This is a genomic window from Bradyrhizobium pachyrhizi, assembly GCF_029714545.1.
GTDB classification, from domain to species: Bacteria; Pseudomonadota; Alphaproteobacteria; order Rhizobiales; family Xanthobacteraceae; genus Bradyrhizobium; species Bradyrhizobium pachyrhizi.
In genome coordinates this window covers 1,314,313-1,340,686 of record NZ_CP121667.1, presented here as the reverse complement: position 1 = coordinate 1,340,686, position 26,374 = coordinate 1,314,313, and the positions used below count along the sequence as shown (strand labels likewise).

The 26,374-nt window shown below is 64.1% G+C and carries 17 protein-coding genes; 6 read left to right on the top strand and 11 right to left on the bottom strand.

Annotation, left to right across the window (positions count from 1 at the left end; genetic code table 11):
• Positions 1-56: 56 nt before the first annotated feature.
• From htpG to QA639_RS05995, 3 genes are all read right to left on the bottom strand, one after another.
• Positions 57-1,919 (bottom strand): molecular chaperone HtpG, encoded by a 1,863-nt coding sequence (htpG, locus tag QA639_RS06005; protein ID WP_028337680.1) that lies wholly within the window; start codon positions 1,917-1,919, stop codon positions 57-59.
• Positions 1,920-2,010: 91 nt separating this feature from the next.
• Entirely contained in the window at positions 2,011-2,817 is an 807-nt protein-coding gene (locus QA639_RS06000; protein WP_283089376.1) for an MBL fold metallo-hydrolase, read from the bottom strand.
• 60 nt (positions 2,818-2,877) lie between these two features.
• Positions 2,878-3,858, bottom strand: coding sequence for an AraC family transcriptional regulator (locus QA639_RS05995; RefSeq protein WP_244978536.1), 981 nt, complete (start codon positions 3,856-3,858; stop codon positions 2,878-2,880).
• Positions 3,859-3,932: 74 nt separating this feature from the next.
• Between QA639_RS05995 and QA639_RS05990 the strand changes: the two genes are divergently transcribed.
• Positions 3,933-4,577, top strand: coding sequence for a sigma factor-like helix-turn-helix DNA-binding protein (locus tag QA639_RS05990; protein WP_346283719.1), 645 nt, complete (start codon positions 3,933-3,935; stop codon positions 4,575-4,577).
• Here QA639_RS05990 and QA639_RS05985 read toward each other — a convergent pair.
• Together QA639_RS05985 and QA639_RS05980 are read right to left on the bottom strand one after the other, a co-directional pair.
• On the bottom strand, positions 4,556-5,650 hold the full coding sequence (locus tag QA639_RS05985; protein ID WP_157343892.1) for an asparaginase: 1,095 nt from the start codon (positions 5,648-5,650) through the stop codon (positions 4,556-4,558). The two genes, QA639_RS05990 and QA639_RS05985, sit on opposite strands and share 22 nt — an antisense overlap.
• A gap of 112 nt (positions 5,651-5,762) precedes the next feature.
• Positions 5,763-5,987 carry an AMP-binding protein gene (locus tag QA639_RS05980; protein ID WP_157343900.1) on the bottom strand — a complete coding sequence of 75 codons (225 nt, stop codon included), beginning with the start codon at positions 5,985-5,987 and terminating at the stop codon, positions 5,763-5,765.
• Between the two features lie 153 nt (positions 5,988-6,140).
• Between QA639_RS05980 and QA639_RS05975 the strand changes: the two genes are divergently transcribed.
• The 3 genes from QA639_RS05975 (at position 6,141) to QA639_RS05965 (ending at position 9,565) form a co-directional block, all read left to right on the top strand.
• Complete coding sequence (locus tag QA639_RS05975; protein WP_283089375.1) at positions 6,141-7,313, top strand: acyl-CoA dehydrogenase family protein; 1,173 nt, start codon at positions 6,141-6,143, stop codon at positions 7,311-7,313.
• Between the two features lie 152 nt (positions 7,314-7,465).
• Positions 7,466-8,080 carry a TetR/AcrR family transcriptional regulator gene (locus QA639_RS05970; RefSeq protein ID WP_283089374.1) on the top strand — a complete coding sequence of 205 codons (615 nt, stop codon included), beginning with the start codon at positions 7,466-7,468 and terminating at the stop codon, positions 8,078-8,080.
• 294 nt (positions 8,081-8,374) lie between these two features.
• Positions 8,375-9,565, top strand: a complete 1,191-nt coding sequence (locus tag QA639_RS05965; protein WP_157343911.1) for an OpgC domain-containing protein — start codon at positions 8,375-8,377, stop codon at positions 9,563-9,565.
• Between the two features lie 61 nt (positions 9,566-9,626).
• On the opposite strand, the gene QA639_RS05960 is transcribed toward QA639_RS05965, so the two are convergent.
• Complete coding sequence (locus QA639_RS05960; protein WP_157343917.1) at positions 9,627-10,916, bottom strand: MFS transporter; 1,290 nt, start codon at positions 10,914-10,916, stop codon at positions 9,627-9,629.
• Between the two features lie 107 nt (positions 10,917-11,023).
• A complete protein-coding gene (locus QA639_RS05955; protein WP_051376374.1) occupies positions 11,024-11,248 on the bottom strand; it encodes a hypothetical protein in 225 nt (74 codons plus the stop codon).
• A gap of 431 nt (positions 11,249-11,679) precedes the next feature.
• Here QA639_RS05955 and QA639_RS05950 point away from each other — a divergent pair, with 431 nt between their 5' ends.
• Positions 11,680-13,194 (top strand): helicase HerA domain-containing protein, encoded by a 1,515-nt coding sequence (locus tag QA639_RS05950; protein ID WP_028337672.1) that lies wholly within the window; start codon positions 11,680-11,682, stop codon positions 13,192-13,194.
• Positions 13,195-13,358: 164 nt separating this feature from the next.
• On the opposite strand, the gene QA639_RS05945 is transcribed toward QA639_RS05950, so the two are convergent.
• Together QA639_RS05945 and QA639_RS05940 are read right to left on the bottom strand one after the other, a co-directional pair.
• Entirely contained in the window at positions 13,359-20,381 is a 7,023-nt protein-coding gene (locus tag QA639_RS05945; RefSeq protein WP_283089373.1) for a hypothetical protein, read from the bottom strand.
• Positions 20,382-20,419: 38 nt separating this feature from the next.
• Entirely contained in the window at positions 20,420-21,730 is a 1,311-nt protein-coding gene (locus QA639_RS05940; RefSeq protein ID WP_283089372.1) for an autotransporter strand-loop-strand O-heptosyltransferase, read from the bottom strand.
• A gap of 145 nt (positions 21,731-21,875) precedes the next feature.
• On the opposite strand from QA639_RS05940, the gene QA639_RS05935 reads away from it, so the two are divergent.
• Complete coding sequence (locus QA639_RS05935) at positions 21,876-22,679, top strand: FkbM family methyltransferase (RefSeq protein WP_050385605.1); 804 nt, start codon at positions 21,876-21,878, stop codon at positions 22,677-22,679.
• A 19-nt stretch (positions 22,680-22,698) separates the two neighbouring features.
• Here the strand turns inward: QA639_RS05935 and QA639_RS05930 are convergent, their stop codons facing one another.
• A complete protein-coding gene (locus QA639_RS05930; protein WP_283089371.1) occupies positions 22,699-24,111 on the bottom strand; it encodes an HlyD family type I secretion periplasmic adaptor subunit in 1,413 nt (470 codons plus the stop codon).
• Entirely contained in the window at positions 24,095-26,236 is a 2,142-nt protein-coding gene (locus QA639_RS05925; protein ID WP_157343952.1) for a type I secretion system permease/ATPase, read from the bottom strand. The genes QA639_RS05930 and QA639_RS05925 overlap by 17 nt, the downstream gene beginning before the upstream one ends.
• Positions 26,237-26,374 lie beyond the last annotated feature (138 nt).

Sequence of the window (26,374 nt, the reverse complement as noted above, 5' to 3'; positions counted from 1 at the left end):
GCGCTTCGCTTCATCCGGGCTACGCAGCCGTGGATGACGGGTTCAGAGTTCGCGCTCTACTTCCCCAATCCGCGCAGCACGAGCTGGTTCATGCGGCCAGCGAACGCGGCGGGGTCGTCGGGCATCTCGCCGTCGAGGATCTGCGCCTGTTCGAACAGCAGCAGCGACAGGTCCTTCGCCTGCGCGCTGTCGGTCGCGAGCGCCGCGACCAGTGGGTGGCGCAGATTGATCTCGAGCACCGGCTTTGTGATCGCGCCGCGGTTCTGCTGGGCGAGCAGCCGCTCCAGCGCGCGGTCGCGCGCATCGCCGCCTGCGACGAGGCACGACGCGCTCGCGGTCAGCCGCTGCGAGGCGCGGACGTCGGAGACGCGCTCGCCGAGCGCGTCCTTGATCACGGCGATCGTGGTCGCCGCGTCGGCCGCGGGTTCGTCCTTCTTGTCGTCCTTGTCATCGGCAAGCGGGATCAGGCCGAAATCGACATCGCCCTGGCTCAGCGACTTCAGCGGCTTGCCGCCGAAATCGAGCGGCGCCGAGGTCCAGAACGCATCGACCGGATCGGTCAAGAGCAGCACCTCGATGCCGCGGGCGCGCGCCGATTCCAGCTTCGGGTTCGACTTCAGCCGCTCGACGCTGTCGCCGACCAGATAATAGATCTCGGTCTGGTTCGGCTTGAAATCGTCGACAATTTGCTTCAGCGAGCGGTTCTCGCCCGACGTCGTGGTGAAGCGCGCCAGCGCCAGCAGCTTGTCGCGGCGCTCGAAATCCTCCCACAGGCCTTCCTTGATCACCGGGCCGAACGCGTCCCAGATCTTTGCGAAGGTCTCCGGCTCCTTCTCGCCCAGCGTTTCGAGTTCGCCGATCACGCGGCCGGTCACGGCCTTGCGGATCTGCGCGAGCTGCGGATTGTTCTGCAGCATCTCGCGCGAGATGTTGAGCGGCAGGTCCTCGCTGTCGATCACGCCGCGGATGAAGCGCAAGTAAGCCGGCAGCAGCTCGGCGTCGTCGGCGATGAAGACGCGGCGGACATAGAGCTTGACCTTGCCCTTGCGCTCGACCTGGAACAGATCGAACGGCTTTTGCGACGGCGCGAACAGCAGCACGGCGTAGGACTGCCGGCCTTCGGCGCGGTAATGCAGCGTCATCGCCGGCTCGTCGAACGCGCCGGCGATCTGCTTGTAGGCCTGCGCGTAATCCTCAGGCTTGAGCTCGGATTTCGAGCGCTGCCATAGCGCGCTCGCCGAGTTGATCTGGCGCGGCTCGCCCTCTTCCGGCACCAGCAGGATCGGAAACTGGATGTTGTCGGAATATTCGCGGACGATGCGCTCGATCTCGTAGGTCTCGAGATATTTCGCGGCGTCCTTCTTCAGATGCAGTACGATCTCGGTGCCGCGCGCGACGCGCTGGGCGGCCTCTTCGCTCGCCGGTGCTATCTCGAAGCCGCTGCCGCCTTCCGACGACCACACCCACACCTCGTCCGAGCCGGCGCGCCGGCTGGTGACGACGATCTTCTCGGCGACCATGAAGGCGGCGTAGAAGCCGACGCCGAACTGGCCGATCAGATTGGCGCCGTCCTTGACCTCGGTGAGCTTCGACAGGAACGATTTGGTGCCGGAGCGCGCAATGGTGCCGAGATTGTCGATCAGCTCCTGACGCTCCATGCCGATGCCGGTATCGACCACGGCAAGCGTGTTGGCCGCCCTGTTCGGGACGATCCTGATCTCCGGCGGCGTGCCGTCGGTGATCAGGGACGGATTGGCGATCGCCTCGTAGCGCAGCTTGTCGCAGGCGTCCGACGCGTTCGAGATCAACTCGCGCAGGAAGATATCGGTCTCGGAATAGACCGAATGCACCATCAGGTGCAGCAATTCGGCAACCTCGGCCTGGAACGGCTGGGATTCGGCAGCGGCAGTTGTGGTCATGCGGGAACTCGGACAATCGGTAAGGGGCGGGAAAGCCCTGATATAGCGCGATCACGCCGCGTGGCAAGATTGCCAAAAGCGGCCGGAACCGTCAGTCCGAGATCGCCGCGAGATAGCGCTGCACCGAGCGGTCGAACGCCGCCCTGGCATCGGAGGCGATGTTCTTGCCCCACCAGGCGCCGTAGATCCGATCATAGGCCAGCGGCTCGACCGCGCGCGCGAGGCGGCGGACCGCTGATGTATTGAGCGGGATATAGTTCGGATAGGAATACATGAAGCTGACCGAGCGGCGGTCCATCGCCACCATCGCGATATCCCCGGTCAGAAGCGCGCCGCGCCCGTCGGCGCCCTTGCGCCAATGCAGCATGGTGGCGCCGGCGAAATGCCCGCCGCCGCGCACCAGCAGGATGTCGTCGGAGATGCGATGGCTGTCGCCCTGCCACGGCACGATCGACGGATAAGGCCGCGTCACCCATTGCGCGTCGTCGCCGTGCAGATAGACCGGGGCATTGTCGAACGCCGCGCTCCAGTCGGCGACCGCGCCATAATAATGCGGATGCGAGATCGCGATTGCCTTCAGCCCGCCGAGCGATCTGACATGCGCGATCGCCTCGGCGGTTGCCAGCGGCACGCAGTCCCACATCACGCAGCCGCCGCGATCCGGCACCAGCAGCGCGCGCTGTCCGATCGCAAAGGACGGCTCGAGCGCAAGTCCAACGAGACCGAGATCGTCGCGCCAGACCAGTCTGTGCCGCTCTGCGAGTTCCTCGCGCGTCAGCCACGCCTGCCCCTTCCAGTTCACATATTGCCGCTCGTCCTCGCAGATCGGGCAAGCCGGCGGCCGCGCCGCGGTTTCAGGAAATTGCGCGCCGCATTGTTCGCAGGTCCACAGAGGCATGGGCAGTGCCCTCGTTGGGATGAAGCTGGTGTGCTGATCTAGCGCCGCGGCAGCAGGTGTTCAATGCTTGCGACCCAGTTCCATCTGCATCTCCGCCGGTGCTACGCCGAACTTCCTGCGAAACGAGCGGTGGAAATAAGAGAGATCGTTGAAGCCGGCCGTATAGGCGATGTCGCTGACCTTGCGGCCGGCGCCCTCTTCGTGCAGCAGCAGCCGGCGCGCCAGCAGCAAACGCTGCTCGAGGACGAACTCCGAGAACGTCGTCCCTGCGGACGCGAACAGGCGCTGCGCCTGGCGGGTGCTGAGCGCGTTCGCCCTTGCTACAGCCTCGATCGTGAGCTTGCCGTTGTCGAGATTTTTGAGAACATCGGCCTTCATCAAATCAAGCCGCGCCTTCGCCACGCCGTCGCGTGCCGCCAGTTCCTTCCTTTCGGCACTGCTGCCGAGCACGAGACCGACCAGGTCGGCGAGATGATGCGCCGCCGCCTGCTGGCCCGGCAGGTCGAGATCGCCGCCAAGCTCGGTGCAGAGCGCGGAATAGCGCTCGATCATCGCGCCCAAGGCCGGCTCGCGCCCGAGCACCCGCGCCAGCTGCGTCTCCGCCGAGGGCGCGATCTGGAGCAGCAGGCGCCGCGGAAACCGCGTCGTCATAAAGCTGCCCGACCGGGTGAGATCGGCGGTGCCGACGATATTCATTTCGGTGAGGCACATCTGGCCGCGCTGAAGCTCGATCGCCTTGCCTGCTTGCGTGACCTGCACCGTGCCGCGCGTCGCGAAGATCAGGACAAGATCGTCGCAGCCGTCATTCAGAAGCGCGCGGGTGCGGGCGAAGCGAGCCGAGCCGCCCCGCGGCGTCGCGATGGCGACCGTATGCAGCAGCGTAAACTCGTTGTGGCAGTCGATGCGGTTGTCGTCGGTCGGTCCGACGTCGAGCCGGCAGAAGCCGCGGCAAATCCCTTCGCGCCAAGCCTCATAGGCCGGCCCTTTCGCCAGCCCGTGATGGAAGATCGAGAACCGGTTGGTCACCTGTGTCTCGGACATGATCCGTGCTCCGAACGCCCGATCGATCAAGGCTGACACGATCGCTCGCTTGCTGCCCGATATGCGCATGTCGTGTGCGCACGTCGTTCCTGTCCCTACGCTTGGCGCGACGGTCCACGACTCCGGCGCGGAGCCTGATACCACTGCGCCGATTGCCGGTAAAGCTATTCACGAGATGCAACCCTATGATGCGAAGTGCGAAAGCCGGGAATAAAACGGCGCAGCAGTTTCGCGACGCGGCGTTGCCGTGTCTCGACGATGCCTATGCGTTCGCCCAGGTGCTGATGCGGACCGAGGCGGACGCCGAACTGGCCGTGCAGGAATGCTATCTGCGCGCACTGCGCCGGTTCGACGGCCTTCGCGGCACCGCCGTCAAGCCGTGGCTGCTCACGATCCTCAAAGCCGTCTGCCAGGAGAGACTCGGCCGAAAACTCGCCGGCGAGAATGCAGCGCCGGAACGGCGCAACAGCGCAACAATCCGGCAACTGGTCGCCGACCTGCCCGCGCCGCTCCGCGAAGTCATCGCGCTGCGCGAGATGATCGATCTCTCCTACAAGGAGATCGCCGAAGTCACCGGCATTCCCGTCACCACCGTGATGTCGCGCATCGCGGAAGCGCGCGCCCTGCTGCTCGCGGCGCGGCGCGCGGCGAACAAGGCCGCGCAGGTGAAGCCGGCAGGCGCTTCAAAACCGACGATCTACCGCGCGAACGCCTGTTGAACCGCCGACGGCTCGGTGATGCCGTTCGCGATCAGGAGCTCGAGCAATACGCGCGCCTTTTGCGGGTTGAGATCGAGCGAGACCGCGAAGCCGAGCTTGTCGTCCTCGACCTCGACATTGCGGTTCACGAAGCCTGAGCCGACCCGGGTCGAACGCACCACCACGACGCCCTGCTTCGCCGCGGCGGCCAGCGCATCGATCGCGCCCTTCGATGAATTGCCGTCGCCGACGCCGGCCAGCACGATGCCCTTGGCGCCGCGCCTGACCGCATCCTCGACCTCAGCGGCGTCCATGTTGGCATGCGAATAGATGATGTCGACCCGCGGCAAGGACGGGGCATCCGGCAATTTCAGCTTGGTACCCCTGGCTGGAGCGGCCGGCTGCAGAAAGCGAAGCGCGCCGGTGTCGACATAGCCGACCGGCCCGGCATCGGGCGAGCGGAATGTCTCAACGCTGGTGGTATTGGTCTTCTGCACCCAGCGCGCGGCATGGATGGTGTCGTTGAGCACCACGAGCACGCCGCGGCCGCGGGATTCCGGGGCAGAGGCGACCCTCATCGCCTCGTAGAGATTGGCCGGACCGTCGGCGCCGATCGCGGTCGAAGGCCGCATCGATCCGACCAGCACGATCGGGACGTCGGTGTCGAGCACGTTTTGCAGGAAGAACGCGGTCTCCTCCATCGTGTCGGTGCCATGGGTGATGACGACGCCGTCGACCTCCTTGTTGTCAACGGCCGCGCGGATGCGCTTGACGAGGTCGAACCAAACCTTGTCGTTCATGTCCTGCGAGCCGATCGACGAGATCTGCTCGGCCGACATCTGGGCAAGGTTGTCGATGCCCGGGATCGCCGCGATCAGGTTGGCCGCACTGACCTTGCCTGAGTCATAGGCATTGCCGGCGCGGGCATTGGCCTGCCCGGCGATGGTGCCGCCGGTGCCGAGCACGAGCACGCGGGCCAGCGCGGTGCCGGTGGCCTGTTGTGCTGATACCGGCGAGGCAAGCCCGATCGTGAGGGCTGCAGCGAGGCCGAGGAAGGGCCGAACGGAATAATTGGATTGAAACGAACGTGGCATGATCTTCTCCCCAAAGCGACAGGTCGCCAGTCCACAACTCGTGGTTTTGTCCCGTAACAAGTGGACAAAGTTGCGGCGGAAGATGCGATGGTCGGAAGCCGGGTTGAAGCGTTTAGTGAACTCCGAACGCGTTGCGCAGCGCGATCTCCGTCCCGACGGTTCGCCAGATCGAACGATCGACGAACAGCACCCGATCCTCGGCGTGGGCGGGCAGTCTTGCGATGTCCAGCGCCTGCAGGCGCGCATTGATGGTGTGCAGCACCGCGCCCATGCAGGGCACGGCGAGATAAAGCTCGAGGTGACGGTGCGAGTTCCAGGCCAGCGTGGCGACGCGCATGCCGCACTCGACTCCCTCACCAGATTGAGTGTAAGCGGACCTGCTGCATCAAGCCTGCGAGCATGCCGTGTTCTCCGGAACTTCCGCAAAATCTTGACATCTGCCGGAAGGCGGCGCAACATTTCTCGAAGATTATTCGACTTTTTGTGCGCCATGCATTTTGGGCTTCCCGACGATCTCCGCGTTCTGCAGAGCCGGGTACGCGAATTCGTGCGCCGCGAGCTGCAGCCGCACGATGCCGCCATCGAGGCGACCGGCAAGGTGCCGGACAGCGCTATGGCCGGCCTGCGCAGGATGGGATTGTTCGGCACCAACACGCCGAAGCAATTCGGCGGCCTCGGCCTCTCGATGCTGGGCAGCTGCATCGCGATCGAAGAGCTCGCGAAGGCCCACACCGCCTTCTACTATCTGAGCGGGGTCAACGTTCACATCGGCTCGAAGGCGATCGAGTTCTACGCCCAGCCGGCGGTTCGCGACCGATGGCTGCCAGAGCTCGCCAGCGGACGGGTGATTGGCGCGTTCGCGCTGACCGAGCCGAATGCCGGATCCGATGCCGCCCGGATCCAGACCCGGGCGCGGCGGGACGGCGATCATTACGTGCTCGACGGCCGCAAGACCTATATCACCAATGCGCCCGCAGCCGGCGTCTTCACGGTGTTCGCCACGCTCGATCCGTCCGCCGGCGCCAAGGGCATCGCGGCCTTTGTCGTCGACGCAAAGACGCCGGGCCTTGCCATCGGCCGCCTGGTCGAGATGGCCGCCGGACGCGGCTCGGAGCATGCCGAGGTGATCTTCGAGGATTGCCGTGTTCCGCGCGAGAATCTGCTGGGACAGGAGGGCGAGGGATTCGCCATCGCGATGCGGTGCCTGGATGCCGGGCGCACCCATTGGGGCGCCTATTGCGTCGGCGCGGCGAGCCAGCTGCTGGACTATGCGCTCGACCATGTCTCGGAGCGCGAGGCGTTCGGACGCAAGCTGCGCGACCATCAGGGCCTCGAGTGGCAGATCGCCGACATGGCGAGTTCGCTGCATGCCGCGCGGCTTGTCGCCTATGAGGCAGCCTGGCGTTACGACCAGGGCGATGCCGCCGCCCGCACCGCCGCGGCGGCACTCTCCAAATATACCGGCGCCGACATGGTGCAGCGCGTCGCCGACACCACCATGCAGCTGTTCGGCGGCGCCGGTTATTCCAGGGACCTGCCGATCGAGCGCATCTGGCGGGAAACGCGGGTCGTCCGCATTCTGGACGGCACCTCCGAGATCATGCGCCAGATCATTGCCCGCAACGCGTTCCGCACACATGAGCGGCGGAACGCGCCGCTCTGACCCACAGGCTTTACCGCTGTATGCCGTCGCAATAGCGCTTGTGTTCCGATCCCGCTGCCTTACTGTTTTTGCGGGACGAGATTCTTGCTTTGACGCGTCTTCCTTGCGCGAACCGGTATCCACTTCGCGCGAAAACGCTCTTGGAGACCACCGTGGCTTCGGGGACGACACTCAAGCTCAAGCAGCAACGCAGCCGCGACCGGCGCGAGCAGATCCTCACAGCGGCCACCAAGCTGTTCGGCGAAAAAGGCATCGACGGCACCTCGCTCACCGAGGTCGCCGCCGCGGCGAAAGTACCGCTCTCCAGCATCTATGATTATTTCGAGGACAAGCGCGCACTGGTGCTTGATGTGCCCGAGGGCAATTTCGAGGCGCTGTATCAAAAGACCGAGCCGCTGCTGGTCAAAGGTGGCGACCCCGTCGAGCAGCTCCGTATCATCTTCCTGACCAACTTCCAGTACATCAAGGACAACCCGAGCTGGGGCCGGGTGTTCTTCCTCGAGATCTGGCCGAGCGTGCTTGCCGCCGAGCCGCGGATCAAGAAGGCGGTCGACAGATACGCGCTGCGCTATGTGCAGCTGATCAAGCAGGCGAGCCGCGCCGGCACCTATCGCCGCAATCTCGATCCCTACACCGCGATGTCGCTGATGATGGGCGGGATGTGTCACCTCACCGCGGTCTGGCTGCTTTACGGCCGCAAATACGACCTGGTGAAGAAGGGCAAGGCGCTGTTCACCACGCTGCATAACGGGTTCGTGCAGCGTTAGCCGCGCCGATGCGCGGCCGGTTCTCGCAGGCTCTCGTAGGATGGGTAGAGCGCAAGCGAAACCCATCGTTCGTCAGGCTTGCACGGAGCGATGGGTTTCGCTTCGCTCTACCCATCTTACGCACCGCGTGGTTCGCGGCGCGAACGATTTGATCCAAATTCATCGCTGTTTGGCCGGCTGTGGCGGCGATCCGCTTCCGGAAAACCAATACACAACTGTCGAAATCCTGCTCTAGTATGAGGTCGTGGGCGACCCGCGACCGGACGCGCGGGCACTCGGGATGGGAGCGTACCGATGGACGTCAAGGCTGTTCTGCCGCCGCGTGGCCGCGACTATCGCCTCGATCTGCTGCGCGGCTTCGCCAACTGGGCGATCTATCTCGATCACATCCCGAACAACGCGGTGAACTGGATCACGCAGAAGAATTTCGGCTTCAGCGACGCGGCCGATCTATTCGTATTCATCTCCGGCTACACCGCATCCTTCGTCTATGCGCGCATGATGCTCGAGCGCGGCACCGTGATCGGCGCCACCCGCCTGATCAAGCGGGCCTGGCAGATCTATGTCGCGCACGTCCTGCTGTTCGTGATCTATATCGCCGAGATCGGCTATCTCTCCCAGCGCTACCACGACCCGAACCTGCAGGATGAATTCAACGTCGCGGGCTTCATGCACAACCCGGCCGAGACGCTCTATCAGGGCCTGATCCTGGCGTTCAAGCCGGTCAACATGGATGTGCTGCCGCTCTATATATCGCTGATGCTGTGCTATCCGCTGGTGCTGTGGGCGATGCTGCGCAAGCTCAATCTGACGCTGCTGGCCTCGTTCCTGCTCTATCTCGCGGCACGCCATTTCGGCTGGAACCTGCCGGCCTATCCGTCCGGCTCATGGTATTTCAATCCGTTCTGCTGGCAGTTCCTGTTCGTGTTCGGCGGCTGGTTCGCGCTCGGCGGCGCGAGTGAATCGATCACATTCATCCGCTCGCGCGCCTTCCTTTGGCTCGGCGGCGCCTATCTGCTGTTCGCGCTGGTCATGACCTTGGCGGGCCGCTTCCCGGAGCTCGGACAGGCGATGCCGGCCTGGCTCTATGACGCCTTCAATCCGAACGACAAGACCAACCTCGCGCCCTATCGCGTGCTGCACTTCGTCGTGCTCGCCTTCTTCGTCACGCGCTTCCTGCCGCGCGAATGGCCCGGATATGAATGGCCGATCTTCCAGCCGATCATCAAGTGCGGCCAGCAGTCGCTCGAGGTGTTTTGCACCGGCGTTTTCCTCGCGGTCATCGCGCATGTGGTGCTGGTCGAGGTCTCCGGCAGCATTTGGATGCAGATCGCGGTCAGCATCGTCGGCATCGTGCTGATGACCGCGCTCGCCTACTACCGCTCCTGGTCGAAGAAGGTCGACAAGGCGCCGTCGAAGGCACCCGTAGCTGCGCAGACGCCCGTGGCCGCGCAGACGCCAGCCACCGCGAAGCCGGCGGAGTAAGGCCCCGCTTGATGCGTGACGGCGCGCGGCCGAAGCCGCGCGCAACGCGCAAAGGAGCCTGCTATCTCGCCAGCGGCTTGCCGGCCGTCTCCGGCGCCAGGGCGATCAGCGGCAGGCCGACCACATAGATCAGCGACAGCATCGAAATCGCCAGCGGGAAGCTGCCGGTCCGGGCGGCGAGCGCGCCGATCAGGGTCGGGCCGGCGGCGCCGAGCACGCGGCCCATGCTGAAGGCGAAGCCGGAGCCCGAGCCGCGCAGCGCCGATGGAAACATCTCCGGCAGCCAGATCGTGAACAAGCCGAACACACCATTGGTGAAGAAGCCGAGCACCGGCAGCAGCACCATGAACAGCGTCAGGCTGTCGAGCCATTCGATCGCGACCTCATAGGAGACCACGACGGAGATCAGGCCGCCGATGAAGAACAGCACGGCGGTGCGGCGCCGGCTGCCGAGCCAGGTGGTTAGCCATGGTACAAGGAGGCAGCCGATCAGCGTGCCGACATTGGTGATCAGGCCGGCCACCGCGCCCATCTCCTGCGCATGCGCCGGCGTCGCGCCCGCGGCGACCAGCTTGGTCGAGATCACGGTCGGGGCCCAGAAGTTCGACGACCACAGGCCGAAGATGATGCAGGCCATCATCAGCGCCGCGGCCCAGGTGGTGCGCGCCTGGTCGCCGGCAAACAAGGCCGCAACCGACGGCTGCTCGCGTGCAGCGCTGCGCTCGGGTTCGGGAATGTTGCTGCGCAGATACGCAATCAGCAGCGCGGGCAGAATGCCGAGCAGGAACATGCCGCGCCAGCCGAGCGTGCTGCCGATCGCAAGCGTCACGGCGGCGGCGAGGAACAGCCCGGTCGGCGTCGCCGTGTGCAGCCATCCGGCGAGCCGCACCCGCGTATTCTCCGGCACGGATTCCTGCAGCAGCGGCGTGCCCGCGGCCCATTCGCCGCCGATGCCGAAGCCGGCAACAAAGCGAAACAATGCGAACATCACGATACCGGTCGCAAGCCCGCACAGCGCCGTGAACAGCGAGTAGACCAACACCGTCCAGCACATGATCCGGACCCGTCCGTAACGGTCTGCGGCCCAGCCCCAGACCATCGAGCAGGCCCAGCCCAGCATGAAGATCGAGAACAACAGCCCGCCATAGATGCCGATATTGGCCTTGCTCGGCTCGATGCCGCTGGCGGGCAGCAATTCGCTCAACGCGCCGACCAGGATGTAGGCGTACATCGACGAATCGAAGCCATCGAGCATCCAGCCGAACCAGGTCGCCCAAAACACTTTTCGCGGCGACACTGCGCCAGGCGCCGCGACCGACGGCGCAAGCGTATCGACGGTGCTCTCAGTCATGTTTCCTCGCACGTTTCTTTTGTGCGGCGGACTATGCCGAGGTTTGCGCGCCGAGACACCACCGGCAAACGGGACGGAGGTATCCGGCACAAGAATAGCAACGCCGATCACTTCGGCGTCACCGCGAACGCTCGCTCCTTCCACGAAGGACGCGCGGAACGCCGGAATATGTAGAAGGCGATGATGACAAGCGGCACGACAAGTGCGAGCCAGGAGGCCCGGTCCCAGGTGCCGTCGCCGAGCAGCGCCGAGACCAGCCCGAATGCGATAACGGCGAAGATCAATACCGGCGCCAGGAAGATTTGCGCGGTCGAACCTCTCGCTGCCGACATCGGGATCGCTCCGCCGCATGCGCGCGTGAGCGGGGATAATATCCGTGAAACCTTCGATTTTTGGCGGATGCCTTTGATAACGCGGGCCTTGCAAGCAGGGATCCCTCCCGTTTGGATCGGGAAGAATGTAGGAAATGAATGCGTCGTAGTTGAACTCAGACATCGAGTTCGGCGGGCTGAGAGTTCGGCGGGCTGATTGAATAAGAGCGGGTCCGAACCGGCCGGATCGCGGAGCTGAACTGGAACTGGTTCGAAAAAATATACGCCAGACACGCAAGCTGAACACGTTGTAGTGGCCTGATCACCTTCATCTCGTCTGGCGAGCATCACCATGGCTCCCGGCCGTGCCTGGGGATGATGGTGCGGTTCGCTCGACGCGGCGCGATCAGCTTGTTAAGCCGCCTCTCCGCAAGGGCAATTTGAGTCGGGACATGACCGTAGCGATCGAGATGGGACAAACGACGGCCGGCGCTTCGGCGGCCATCGACCTCGAGGAGCTATTGGCGACACGCCTGCTGGTGCAGGGCAATTCGGGTTCCGGCAAATCCCATCTGCTGCGCCGGCTATTGGAACAGAGCGCCCCCTGGGTGCAGCAGACCATTATCGATCCCGAAGGTGATTTCGTCACCCTGGCCGAACGATTCGGCCACCTCGTCATCGATGCCGAGGACCACACCGAACGCAGCCTGCAGGTCGCGGGCGAGCGCGTGCGCATCCATCGCGTCTCCACGGTGCTCAATCTCGAGGGGCTCGACGCCGAGAACCAGATGCGGCGCGCCGCGGCCTTCCTCGGCGGGCTGTTCGACGTCGCCCGCGACCACTGGTATCCGATGCTGGTGGTAGTGGATGAGGCGCAGCTGTTCGCGCCGGCGATCGCGGGCGAGGTGTCCGACGAGGCGCGCAAGCTTTCGCTCGGCGCAATGACCAATTTGATGTGCCGCGGCCGCAAACGCGGGCTTGCCGGGATCATCGCAACCCAGCGGCTGGCGAAGCTCGCCAAGAATGTCGCGGCCGAGGCGTCGAACTTCCTGATGGGCCGCACCTTCCTCGATATCGACATGGCGCGCGCCGCCGACCTGCTCGGCATGGAACGGCGGCAGGCGGAAGCCTTCCGCGACCTCGAGCGCGGGCAATTCATGGCGCTGGGACCTGCGCTCTCCCGCCGTCCGCTGGGCTTGCGCATCGGTCCGACCGACACCCAGCCGCGCAATGCGGCGCCGCGGTTGATGCCGCTGCCTGAAGCGGCACTGGAGGACGCACGCGCGATCATCCTGGCCGCTCCGCCGCCGGAAGCGGTGCGGCCGCAGCGCCGGACGCCGTCGCCGGACCTGCTCAGCCAGTTGATGGCCGCCAAGCAGCCGGCAGCGGAGCCAGATCCCGAAGCAGCGGAGCCACCGCCGAGCGCCGAGCAATTGGCCGAGCGGCGTGAACGGCTGGACCGTATCCTGCGCGCCATCCTCGCCGAGCCCGACGCCGGCTTCCGCGCCATCGGCGTGCTCTATCAGGAGTTCGTGGTCCGCTGCCGGATCGAGGGTCTCGGTGCCGTGGTGCCGGAGCTGACCGATTTCCGCCGGATGCTGACGCGCGCCCGCGCCGGGCTCGGCGCCGATGTCGCGGAGGACGACGCCTGGCAGGACGTCTCGCTGCGCGCCGCGTTGCTGCCCGAGGACATGCAGGGCGTCTTCATGATGATCGCGCGCGCCGCGAAGGAGGGCTGGCCGTGCCCGAGCGATGCCGCGATCGCTCGCGCCTACGGCACGCATTCGCTGCGCCGCGCCCGGCATCTTCTGACCTACATCGAAGAACAAGGCCTCATCGTCTGCCAGCTCGACGGTGCCGGCCGGCGGATCGTGACCCTCGTCGAGCTCGCCTGGGCCACGGCCGCGGCCGACCCGAATGTGGACGACCAGGCGGCGGAAGCAGCCTGTAACGGCTCGTCACTGTAATCAGGTACTGAGCGACCAAGCGTTAGGTGTTGCGCGGCGTCGCGGAAGCGCTGCAAGACAACAAAAGGCCCGCCGGGAGGCGGGCCCTTTCATCTTTGCCGGTTGAGCGATTTTGGTTGCGGAGGGCCCGCAACAGGCCCTCCACGGCCGCCTATCTCAAGCCATTACGCATGCTGCGGCTGCGCAAGCTGACTGACCTGCATCGCCGGCGGATCGACGACCGAGGTACCGCCATGGCCGTCGCTCGAGGCCGTGAATGTGGAAGCCATGTAGTTGCCCAGCAGCGCAATGCTGGCGGTAACAGTGCCGTCCGTCACCGTGAGCGTTCCGTGCGTGCTGTCACCGCTGAAGGTCGGCGTTTGAACGTTCGCGAAATTGATATTCGCGAAATCGATCGTGTCCGAACCGGACATCCCGGCGACAGTTCCGGTGAAGCTCGCGGAATTGTCGAGCTTCAGCGTCCCCGTGCTGCCCAGGAACGTAACGGCCGCGTTCGAAGCGCCCGTCAATTCCAAGGTGGCGCCCGCTGCGATGGTGGCGCTGCTGGGGCTCTCTCCCGTGACGTTGAAAGGCTGCCAGACACCCCACGCACTGCCATCATAGGCCCGGATCCAGAGTTGGTCGGTGCCGGAGCCGGCCTGATAGGTCGTCTGGGCAAGTTGCGCCGAAGTGACGTCGATCTCCGTATTCGCAGACTGATTCACTCCGTTGACGTTCCAACGCCCGTTCGTGTTGGAATCCCACAACGCATATTTCGTTATGGTATCGCCATCCGCGTCCGTCGCGCTGACCAGGCTCGAAGCCGCGAAGACCTGCCCCGAGACCGTCGTCACATTCGAGACCGAGACCGTCGGCGCCTGGTTCGTTGCGGTGGCCGTGAAGCTCTTCCAGGAACTCCACATGCTGCCATCATTGGCCTTAACCCATAGCGTATCCGATGGCGAGCCACCGGGGCCGAAGACGTAGCTCACCTGTGACAGGTTCGCCGCGCTTACATCGATCTCGGTGTTGGCGGCCTGGGCCACACCGTTCACAACCCAATGGCCGTTTCCTCCGGTATCCCAGAAGGCGTACTGGGTGATCGTGTCGTTCTCGGCGTCCGTGACCGAGAACAGGCTCGAGGCCGCGATCGAATGGTCGTGAACTCCGGTTACGTTTGCATTCGATGCGGTAACGACCGGGGCAGTGTCGGGTCCCGGCGTTGCCGTGAAGCTCTTCCACGCGCTCCACATGCTGCCGTCATTGGCCTTGACCCAGAGCGTATCGGGCGTCGAACCGCCGGGGCCGAACACGTAGCTCACCTGCGACAGGTTCGCCGCGCTCACATCGACCTCGGTGTTGGCGGCCTGGGCAACGCCATTCACCACCCAGTGGCCGTTTCCGCCAGTGTCCCAGAAGGCGTATTGGGTGATCGTATCGTTCTCGCTGTCCGAGACCGAGAACAGGCTCGAGGCGAGAGCCGATGTCTGCCCATGGAGTGCGGTCACGTTCGATGCGGTAACGACCGGAGCAGTGTCGGGTCCCGGCGTTGCCGTGAACGCTGTCCAGGTGCTCCACTTCGAGCCGTCATTGGCGCGCACATAGAGCGTATCGGGCGTCGAGCCGCCCGGTCCGAAGACGTAGCTCACCTGCGACAGGTTCGCCGCCGCAACGTCGATCTCGACGCCGGCGGATTGGGCGACACCATTCACCACCCAGTGGCCGTTTCCTCCGGTGTCCCAGAAGGCGTATTGGGTGATGGTATCGTTCTCGTTATCACTGACCGAGAACAGGCTTGAGGCGAGAGCCGACGTCTGCCCGTGAATCGCCGTCACGTTCGATGCGGTAACGACCGGAGCAATGTCGGGTCCCGGTGTTGCCGTGAACGCTGTCCAGGAACTCCACTTCGAGCCGTCATTGGCGCGCACATAGAGCGTATCGGGCGTCGAGCCGCCCGGACCGAACACGTAGCTCACCTGCGACAGGTTCGCCGCCGCAACGTCGATCTCGACACCGGCGGATTGGGCGACACCATTCACCACCCAGTGGCCGTTCCCACCGGTGTCCCAGAAGGCGTATTGGGTGATGGTATCGTTCTCGTTGTCACTGACCGAGAACAGGCTCGAGGCGAGAGCCGACGTCTGCCCATGAAGCGCGGTCACGTTCGATGCGGTGACGACCGGAGCAATGTCGTCCCCCGGCGTTGCCGTGAACGCTGTCCAGGTGCCCCACTTCGAGCCGTCATTGGCGCGCACATAGAGCGTATCGGGCGTCGAGCCGCCCGGTCCGAACACATAGCTCACCTGCGACAGGTTCGCCGCCGCAACGTCGATCTCGACGCCGGCGGACTGCGCGACACCGTTCACCACCCAGTGGCCGTTTCCTCCGGTGTCCCAGAAGGCATACTGGGTGATCGTATCGTTCTCGCTGTCCGAGACCGAGAACAGGCTCGAGGCGAGAGCCGACGTCTGCCCATGGAGCGCGGTCACGTTCGATGCGGTGACGACCGGAGCAATGTCGTCCCCCGGCGTTGCCGTGAACGCTGTCCAGGTGCCCCACTTCGAGCCGTCATTGGCGCGCACATAGAGCGTATCGGGCGTCGAGCCGCCCGGTCCGAACACATAGCTCACCTGCGACAGGTTCGCCGCCGCAACGTCGATCTCGACGCCGGCGGACTGCGCGACACCGTTCACCACCCAGTGGCCGTTTCCTCCGGTGTCCCAGAAGGCATACTGGGTGATCGTATCGTTCTCGCTGTCCGAGACCGAGAACAGGTTCGACGCGAGAGCCGACGTCTGCCCATGAAGCGCGGTCACGTTCGATGCGGTGACGACCGGAGCAACGTCGGGTCCCGGCGTTGCCGTGAACGCGGTCCAGGCTCCCCACAACGTTCCGTCATTGGCCCGCACATAGAGCGTATCGGGCGTTGAGCCGCCCGGACCGAAGACGTAGCTCACCTGCGACAGGTTCGCCGCCGCAACGTCGATCTCGACGCCGGCGGATTGGGCGACGCCATTCACTACCCAGTGGCCGTTCCCACCGGTGTCCCAGAAGGCGTACTGGGTGATCGCGTCGCTGTCGTTGTCGGTGACCGAGAACAGGTTCGAGGCGAGAGCCGACGTCTGCCCATGAAGCGCGGTCACGTTCGATGCCGTGACGACCGGGGCAACCTCGGGTCCCGGCGTTGCCGTGAAGCTCTTCCAACCTCCCCACAACGTCCCGTCATTCGCCCTGATATACAGCGTGTCAGGAGCCGACCCTGTCGGCCCGAAGACGTAGCTCACCTGCGATAGCTGCGACGCTGGAACGTCGATCTCGACCCCGGCGGCCTGGGCGACACCATTGACAACCCAGTGGCCGTTTCCGCCGGTGTCCCAGAACGCAAACTGGGTCATCGTATCGGGATCCGGATCGGACACCGTGAACAGGCTCGATGCGGCGACCGATGTCTGACCGTGCGCCGCAGTGACGTTGCTTGCGTTCACGGTCGGTGCGGTGTCCGCAAATGCCGTTGCCGTAAATTTGGTCCAGCCGCCCCAAAGCGTACCGTCATTGGCCCGCACGTAGAGCGAATCCGTCGATCCAGTGGGACCAAATACGTAGCTGACCTGCGACAGGTTCGCCGCGGACACATCGATCTCGACGTTGGTGGCCTGGGTGACACCGTTGATGGCCCAATGTCCGTTACCCTCGGTGTCCCAGAACGCATATTGGGTGATCGTATCGCCGTCGGTGTCCGACACGCTGAAGAGGCTGGAAGCCGTAACAAAACTCTGGCCAAGGCTCGCCTGGATGTTGGACGCGGACGTGACCGGCGCGCTATCGGCACGCGCCGTGATCAGTGTGCCGGTGCCGGAATCCGCGCTGACGCCGAACCGCACGCCGGGCGTCTGATCGAGCTGCAGGTCGAAGGTGGAAGCCCCCTCCGTGACATGCAGGATATTGCCCGGAAGCAAGGTCGCCGACCCGCCAGATGCGAAACTGAGGCCTGCCAGATCGATGCTGTCGCCCAGCACCAGCCCGCTGATGGTGGTGGACAGCGACGCGCCGTCGATCTTGAGCTGCCCGCCCGAACCGCTGAAGATGATGCCGCCGCTCGCGACGCTGCCGGCCTGCAATTCGAGCAAGCCGCCGGAAATGATGACCGGCCCCGTGGAGCCGCCCGACGATACGATCTCGGTGCCGCCGGCAAATACCGCGACGTGGCTGGTCACCGTGCCGGCAACGTTGAACGTGCCGCCGCTCGACACTCCGACGTCGTGCACCGTAGCGCCGGCGGAAACATTCAGGACGCCGCCGCTGGACACCCCCGCGTAGGCCAGCGCGCCGCCCGAGAATACGTTGATCGTGCCGCCGGCTATACTCGTGCCGGAGCCCGATGCGCCGGTGACGACGCCACCCGAGAATACGTTCTCAACGCCGCCGGCATAGACGCCGACCGTGCTGAGCACGGTGCCCGACACGTTGAGCGTGCCGCCGCTCGAAACGGCGACGAACGCCGCCGAGCCGCCGGCCTGGACGTTCAATACGCCGCCCGAGTTGACGCCGGTCCCGGAGCTGATGGCTCCGGTGATCAGCCCACCGGACAGCACGTTCTCGACACCGCCGGCATTGACGCCGTTATTTCTCAGCACGGTGCCCGCAACATTGAAGATGCCGCCGTTATACACGCCGACGAAGGAAGCCGTGGCGCCAGCCGACAAGTTCAAGGTGCCGCCCGAAACCCCGGTCCCGGATCCGCTCGCTCCCGAGATCGATCCCCCGGACAAGACGTTCTCGACGCCGCCGTCAAAGATAGCTGTGTTGCTCAGCACCTTGCCGGCAACGTTGAAGACGCCGCCGCTCGACACGCCGACGTGAGCAGCCGAACCACCGGCCAGAACGTTCAGCGTGCCGCCCGCGGAAATGACGGTGGCCGCACTCGACGCCCCGGAGATCAGGCCGCCGGACAGAACGTTCTCGACACCGCCGTCGGTGATCGTCGTGCTGCTGGTGATCGTGCCCGCAACAGTCATGATGCCGCCACTCGACACCGTGATGTTGTGCGCGGTACCGCCGGCGGAGACGTTCAGAGCGCCACCGCTCCAAGCCGTCACGTGAGCAAGCGAACCGCCCGCAAGGACGTTGAGTGTGCCGCCGGAAATGGACGTCCCGGAGCCTGACGCACCGCCGACAACGCCCCCCGAGAAGACGTTCTCAACGCCGCCGGCAGAAACGGTCACATTGCTGAGCACGGTGCCCGACACATTGAACGTGCCGCCGCTCGAAACGGTCAGATAGGCCGCAGCGCCGCCGGCCTGCAGGTTCACGATGCCGCCGGAGGAAATGACTGTGCCGGAGCCGGACGTTCCGGAGATCAGCCCCCCGGAAAACACGTTCTCGACACCACCGTCCGTGATCAGCGCGTTGCTGGTGGTCGTGCCTCTGACATTCATGGTGCCGCCGCCCGACACCGTCAGGTGGTGCGCCGTGCCACCGGCGGAGACGTTCAGAACGCCGCCGCTGGAAACCGTCGCGTGATCCAGCGCGCCGCCGCCAAATACGTTGACGGTGCCGCCGGATATGCCCGTGCCCGAGCTCGTGACGCCGGTGACAACACCACCCGAAAGAATGTTTTCGACACCGCCGCTGTTGACGGAGACGTTGCTCAGCACCGTGCCCGCCACGTTGAACGTGCCGCCGCTCGATACACCGACGAAGGCGGCCGAGCCGCCCGCGAACAGGTTGAGCGTGCCGCCCGAAACTCCCGTTCCGGATCCGCTCGCGCCCGAGATCAAACCGCCCGAATAGACGTTCTCCACGCCGCCGGCATAGACGCCGCCATTGTTGAGGAAGGTGCCGGAGACGTTGAAAATGCCGCCACTCGAAACGCCCACCCATGCGGCCGAGCCGCCCGCGAGTACGGTCAGTGTGCCGCCGGCCGAGACCCCTGTTCCAATTCCAGCGCCACCCGAGATCAGCCCACCCGAATAAACGGTTTCCACGCCTCCATTGTATACGGACCCTGCGCCCACATAACCGGACACGTTGAACGTGCCGCCGCTCGAAACGCCGACGTAGAAGGCCGAGCCGCCGGCCTGCAGGTTGATCGTGCCGCCCGAAATTCCCGTTCCGGACCCGGCCGCACCAGAGATGAGCCCGCCGGACAAGACAGTCTCGACGCCGCCGGCCAACACGCCGGTATTGCTGGTAATGGTGCCGCCGACGCTGAGCACGCCGCCGGACGAAACGATGATGTGGTCGGCGATGCCGCCGGCTTCGACGACGACCCTCCCGGCATCGCCGATACCCGTCGCCGAGCCCCCGGCGAGGATGTCAAGCAGACCGCCCGCCGAGACCTGTGCCCCCGACGCAAGACCGCCGGACGAGACGGTTTCGACACCGCCACTGAGCACGAACTGGTTGGTGATGACGCCGCTGTCGTTCAGCGCACCGCCGGCATAAACGAACATTGCGGTCGCCGACCCGCCCGTCTGCACGTTCACCGTGCCGCCGGAGATCGCGGTGCCGAAGCCTCCGGACACGCCGAGGACTACGCCGCCCGACAGCACGTTCTCGACGCCGCCGCTATACACCCCGACGGTGCTCAGCACCGTGCCCGCGACATTGAAGACGCCGCCGTTCGAGACGGCGACATAGGCGGCCGAGCCGCCTGCCAACAGATTCAGGGTACCGCCGGAAACGCCGGTACCGGCACTGTTGTTGCCCGAGATAAAGCCACCCGAGGAGACGTTCTCCACGCCGCCGTTGTAGATACCAACGTTGCTGAGCACCTTGCCCATCACGTTGAAGGTGCCGCCGCTCGACACGCCGACGAAAGCAGCCGAGCCGCCAGCCAGCAGGTTGACCGTGCCGCCCGAAATTCCGGTCCCCGATCCGCTCGCGCCGGAGATGAACCCGCCGGACAGAACATTCTCGACACCGCCGGTCAACACAGCGGTATTGCTGTTGACCATGCCGGCCACGTTGAGCGTGCCGCCGTTCGAGACGGTAAGATGATCGGCCCCGCCACCTGCGCTGATAACGGCACTGCCGCCGCTGGAAATCGCGGTGCGGACCGCGTAGCCGCCGGAGTCGACCAAGAGCTGGCCGCCGCCAGATAGCCCCGTCGAAACTGCCGAGCCTCCGTTGAGGACCTCGAGAATATTGGACCCCGTTTCGATCAGTCCTGAGCTGGTAACACCCGAGCTCACAAACGTTGTGCTCATGGCAGCGCTCCCCCAAAAAAATCAGTGCTTGAAAATGGCTAAAGCTCAAATCCAGGAATCGTTCTGATCACCGATTTGACGTGATCCACGGTGATCAGCCTTGTGCACTCGAACTGACGCGGCGTCCCCTTGTGGCGGGGACACCAGAAGAAATCCTTGTGGTCGAATCGAACTGCCGGATCGTTCCAGCAGCTGTTGCACGCGTGATAGTTGATGACCCGGTAGGGCGTAGCAAATTCATTTGTCGGATGCGTGAATCCCGAGATCATCACGACCGGAGTGCCGACCGCCCAGGCCAGCCATGAGAGCCCGCTGGAAAGGCCGACGAAAAACGCCGCATGCTTGAGCAGGTTCGCCCGCTCCTGGATCGGCCGATCACCGGTCCAGTCCTCCGCGCCGTTGGGAATGTGATTCCATACCAGCTCGTGGCCGTGTGTCGGCTTCTGATCGATGCAGATCACGCGGTAGCCGGCTTGCGTGAGAAAGCCGGTCAGCTCCCGCCAGCCGGCGGGGTTATTCCAGTACTTGCATTGCGTGGTGCTCTGCACTGCGATGCAGACGTAAGGCTCGGGAAACGGTCTGCGATCGTCCGCAAGCGAGATGCGGGGCGCTGCCTCGACGGGATCGACGCCGAGGATGTATCCCGCGGTCCGGTGCAGCCCGACATGGCGGAAGTCGCACGGCTGAAACACGAAGTTCTTGTCGTCGAAGAACAATCCGACGCTGTACGTGGCGTAGTAGCGGTCGGTTTGAATTTCCTCGTGGGTGACGAAGTTGATCTCGGGATACGCATCCCGGAACAGCGGAATCAACTTTTCCGCCATCGCACAGGTCAGCCTGCACCCATGCGCTTCCCCGAACTTCGCCACATAGGGAAACCAGCCGATCGTGTCGCCCAGGGTGCCGATCGGAAGCTGGATCAGGACGTGACGGTCCCTCGCATCGTACTCGTGCGAGAAGACGACCTCATCGCCCTGCAGAACCTCGATCCGGAAACGGACGTAGTATCGCTTTGAGCTGTTGACCCGGCCGCCCGCGAACTGCGTCTCGAAAAGAAGATTGCCACACTCGGCGTCCCAGATCCGCACCCGCCAGGGAGTTTCGGCCTCGGGACAAAATACCCGGGCGCCATCGTTGAAGTCGAAGCGCAGTCCCTTGGGACCCACTTGAGTTGGCAGTTCGGCGGCCGCGGGATAGGCAGGCTTCGGCGCGTCGGCATCTGACGAAACAGCGTCCGACTTGGCCGGTACGGCGCTGGTCGAACGATCAACGATTACTTTGGGTTGGTCAGTCACATGGTCAATCGAGCGCTTCAGCCCGATCGCCGGCGCGACGGCAATGGCATTCACGAATATCCCCTGCCCTGAAATATAAATAACGCTTAAAAAGTAGACGGAACGTAAGCGAGATTGACAACCGCGTCAACGGACGAAAACCTTGGCGAGTATCCCTCCCGGCGGCTTCCGCCGGCGCAGACACAAAGAAACACAAACGATGAGCCGCACCCCCAGCAAGGTCCCATTCGTCATCGCGGCGTCAGCGCACGGCCCGCTGATCGTAAACCGGCTGGACTACCACACGGCGGGCGAGCACACCTTTGGAGTCGGGATCCAAATCCTCGAGCACGGCGCGTTCGATGCCACCGAAATCGAGCTGACGAAGGGCCTTCTTGCACTGCGAAGAACCTATCGGGGCGATGGCGTCGTCGCGATCGACTGCGGCGCAAACATCGGCGTTCACACCATCGAATGGTCCAAGCACATGGACGGCTGGGGCTCGGTCCTTGCAATCGAAGCGCAGGAGCGGGTCTATTATGCGCTTGCCGGCAACATCGCGATCAACAACTGCTTTAATGCGAAGGCCATACACGCAGTTATTTCGTCGGAAACCGGGAAAACCCGGGTACCGACCTTAAGCCACCAGGAGCCCGCCAGCTTCGGGAGCCTGGAGGTGACGCGACGCCCGGGTACGGAGCAAATCGGCCAGACTGTCGATTATTCCGAGGCCAACAGCACCGAAACGGCGATGGTCACCCTGGATTCCCTGAAGCTGAGCCGCTGCGATCTGATCAAGATCGACGTCGAAGGAATGGAATTGAAGGTGCTGGAAGGAGCCGGCGCAACGATCCGGCTGCATCACCCCGTCATCCACGCCGAATTCATCAAGACCGACAAGGCTGAACTCGTTCGCAGGCTGAACAGCCATGGATATCGGACATACGACGCCGGGCAAAACTGCCTTGCGATACACGAATCCGATCCAAGCTTGAGCCACGTGGAATCCCGGACCCCGTCATGACGGGGCGACCTGTCGGCTTTCACCGCTCTCGGAGAGCATCCTGCCGGTAGCGCATGATCGGCGACAGCAAATAGCTCATGACGCTGCGGGCGCCCGTCCGGATTTGGACGGTGACGGCCATCCCCGGCGAAAGACTGATCTCCTTGTCGTCGATCATCATCTTGGTCCGGTCAATCGAGACATGCGCGATATACGCCGGCGCCTGGCCCTTCGGCTCGCTGCTTTCTTCCGTCCCTCCGCCATTCGTCTCGCGGGCCGCGTCCCGCGACCTGTCCCGGGAGACAGAATCGCGCGAGACGCTGACGATTCTGCCGTGCAGCAGGCCGTAACGCGTGAAGTTGAAGGTCTCGACCTTGATCTCGGCGTCCTGACCCGGGTGCACAAAGCCGATGTCGCGATTCGAAACCATCGCTTCGATTTCAATCTGATTATCGCTCGGCACCACCACCGCGAGCGTCTGGGCCGGAGTTACGACCCCGCCGACCGTGTGCACGGCCAGTTGCTGCGCCACGCCATCGATGGGCGCCGCAAGCTTCTGAAGCTTCGTCCGGTGCTCGGCCTTGGCCACCTCGTCCTTGAGGCTGCCGGCCTTCTGCGTCGCCTTGGCCAGGTCATCGTACAAGCGGTGGCGGTATTCCGAGACAAGCTTGGCGCGCGTCTCATCGAGGGCTGCCACGGCTGCATTGGCCTCCTCGAGCTTGCTCCGCTGCACCAGGATGTCCTGCTGCAGGCCAACGAGTTCCTGGAGCTCCGACAAATATTGCAGCTTTGAGCCGTACTCCCTGTCGGCCAAGTACTTGCGAACCCCGACCCGCTCCTGCAACACCGGAAGCAAAGCATCAATCTTCGCGATGCCGGCCTCGATTGTCCTGGTCTCCGCGACCTTCTGGACCCGTTGCCGATCCAGTTCCGACAGCTTGGCGCGCTGCTCCGAATCCTGACTCCGCAAGAACTCCAGATGCATTTGAATCAAGGCGGGCGGCGTGTCGTCGGGCGCCCCGTCAAGCGCGCTGGTGTTTCCGTCGAGTGCGGAGCGCGTGCGCGAAATATCCAGCAATGACGAGAGAAGATCGTTTTTCAGGTGTTGAAGCTCCGCCTGATTGCTCGTCGGATCCAGCTCGATCAGAACCTCGCCTGCTTTGACGGCCTGACCGTCGCGAACGTGAATGGCCCGGACCACGCCGATTTCGAGCGGCTGAACCAGCTTGACACGATCGCCCGGCACGATCTTTCCCGATGCGGAGGCAACGATGTCAATCTTGCCGAGACCGGCCCACGCGACCGCGCAACAGAACAACGCGGCAATCAGGACGCCGGTAAGCCTGGCCGTCGGAGATGGCGGCGTCTCGACGATTTCGAGGGCGGCCGGCAGGAAAGCCAGTTCGTCCCTCGATTTCCCCCCGGCGGGAAGCGCTTCACGAGCCGACTTCATGGATCCCCGCCTGCAACCGGTACAGTGACGCGTATCTTCCGCCTGTGCTGAGCAGCTCCTCGTGGGATCCCTGTTCGACGAGCCGCCCGCGATCGATGGTGATGATTCGATCGGTGCGCCTGACCGCGGACAGACGATGCGCGATGACAAAGACCGTTCGCCCCTTCACGATCCGGTTCATATTGTCCTGAATGACCCTTTCGCTTTCATAGTCCAGCGAGCTGGTCGCTTCGTCGAAGATCAGGATGCGCGGGTCGGTGATAAGGGCTCGCGCGATCGCGATACGCTGCCGCTGCCCTCCCGACAGGCTGTTGCCGCGCTCGCCTACGACAGTGTCGTAGCCTTCCGGCAGCTCCAGAATGAACTCATGAGCTCCCGCAAGCTGGGCCGCCGCGATCACCTGCTGCATCGGAGCGGCCGGGTCGGCGAGCGCAATGTTTTCCCGTACGCTGCGATTGAACAGCACGTTCTCTTGCAGGACGACCCCGACCTGGCGACGCAGCCACGCCGGATCGACCATCGCAAGATCGACTCCATCGACAAGGACCCTGCCCTTTTCCGGGACGTAAAGGCGCTGGACCAGCTTCGTGAAGGTGCTCTTGCCTGAGCCGGACGGACCGACAATGCCGACCACTTGGCCGGCGGGAATGTTGATGTTGATGTCGTGCAGCACTTCCGGCCCATCTACACGATATCGGAAGGACACGTGCTCGAGTGTGACCTGGCCCTTGATGGGAGGCGGCACCGCGCGACCGGGATTGAACGTCTGCTCCGCCGGCGTGTTCAGGATATCGCCCAGCCGCGCGACCGAGAGCCTGGCCTGATGGAAGTCCTGCCAGAGCTGCGCCAGTCTCAGGACCGGAGCACTGACGCGCGAGGAGAACATGTTGAAGGCGATCAGCTCGCCCACCGTAAGGCTGCCGTCGATCACCAGCTTGGCACCGGCGTAAAGGATCACCGCGGTGACGAGCTTGCTCACGAACTGAACCGATTGGCTCGCAACATTCGCCAGGCTGAGCACGCGGAAGCTCGCGGCAACGTACTCGGCAAGCTGCTCCTCCCAGCGGCGCTGCATCTGCGGTTCGAGCGCCATGGCCTTGATCGTCTCGACACCCGTTACGCTCTCGACAAGAAACGCCTGGTTTTCGGCGCCGCGCTCGAATTTGGTGTCCAGCCGCTGACGGAACAGCGGCGTCGCGCCGGCCGAGATACCGACATAGAGCGGGAAGGATCCAAGGACGATCCAGGTCAGGATCGGCGAGTAGACGAACATCACCGCGATGAAAACTGCGGTGAAGAACAGATCGATCACCACCGTCAGGGCAGAGCCGGTCAGGAAGTTGCGAATGTTCTCGAGCTCGCGGACCCGCGCAACCGAGTCGCCGACCCGGCGCGCCTGAAAGTAGGCAATCGGAAGGCCGATGAGGTGCCGGAACAGGCGGGCTCCCAGTTCGACGTCGATCCTGTTCGTCACGTGAGAGAACAGGTATGTCCGCAATATGCCGAGGGCCGTCTCAAAAACCGCAATGCCGATCAAACCCACCGCGAGCACGTCGAGCGTACTGAGCGTGTGATTAACGAGGACCTTGTCGATCACCACCTGGAAGAACAGCGGCGACACGAGCGCAAACAGCTGCAAGAAAAAGGAGGCGATCAGCACCTCCAGGAAATGGTAGCGATATTTATGAATGGCTCCCAGAAACCATGACAAATCAAAGCGACGGGCAAGGTTGACCAGTCCCGCCCGGCGGCTCACCAGGATCAGCCGGCCGGCCCACACCGCCTCCAGGTCGGCCCTCGTGATCAACTCCGGGCGCTCTGACAGGGGTGACTGAACGAGGATCTTGTCTGCGCCCACTTTGGCAAGGATCAGATGGCCGCCGTCGCGCAACAGGGCAATGGCAGGAAGCGGGACCTTCTCCAGCCTCAACCAGTTGCTGCTCACCTCGCGGGCCTTGACGCCGGTCGAGCGCGCGTAGCGCAGCATCTCCGGCGTTCCGAACGAGGCATTCCCGAATTGATGACGAATCTGGTCGACATCGGCCGGGATACCGTGAAAACGCAGCAACATCACGAGTGCAACTATCCCGCTGTCTGCTGTGCCGCCGCTCCGCGTTTCAATCATTTCGCGATTAATCTGTTGAGTAGCTGAAATTGACTGCAGTCGAATGAGCCGGGATTGCCGTAAGCGCGCCCTGCCCCTGCCCTTACAACCTCGCCGTCAGTGCAAACTGACTGTTCGCAGCGAACCAAAGAGCAGCAG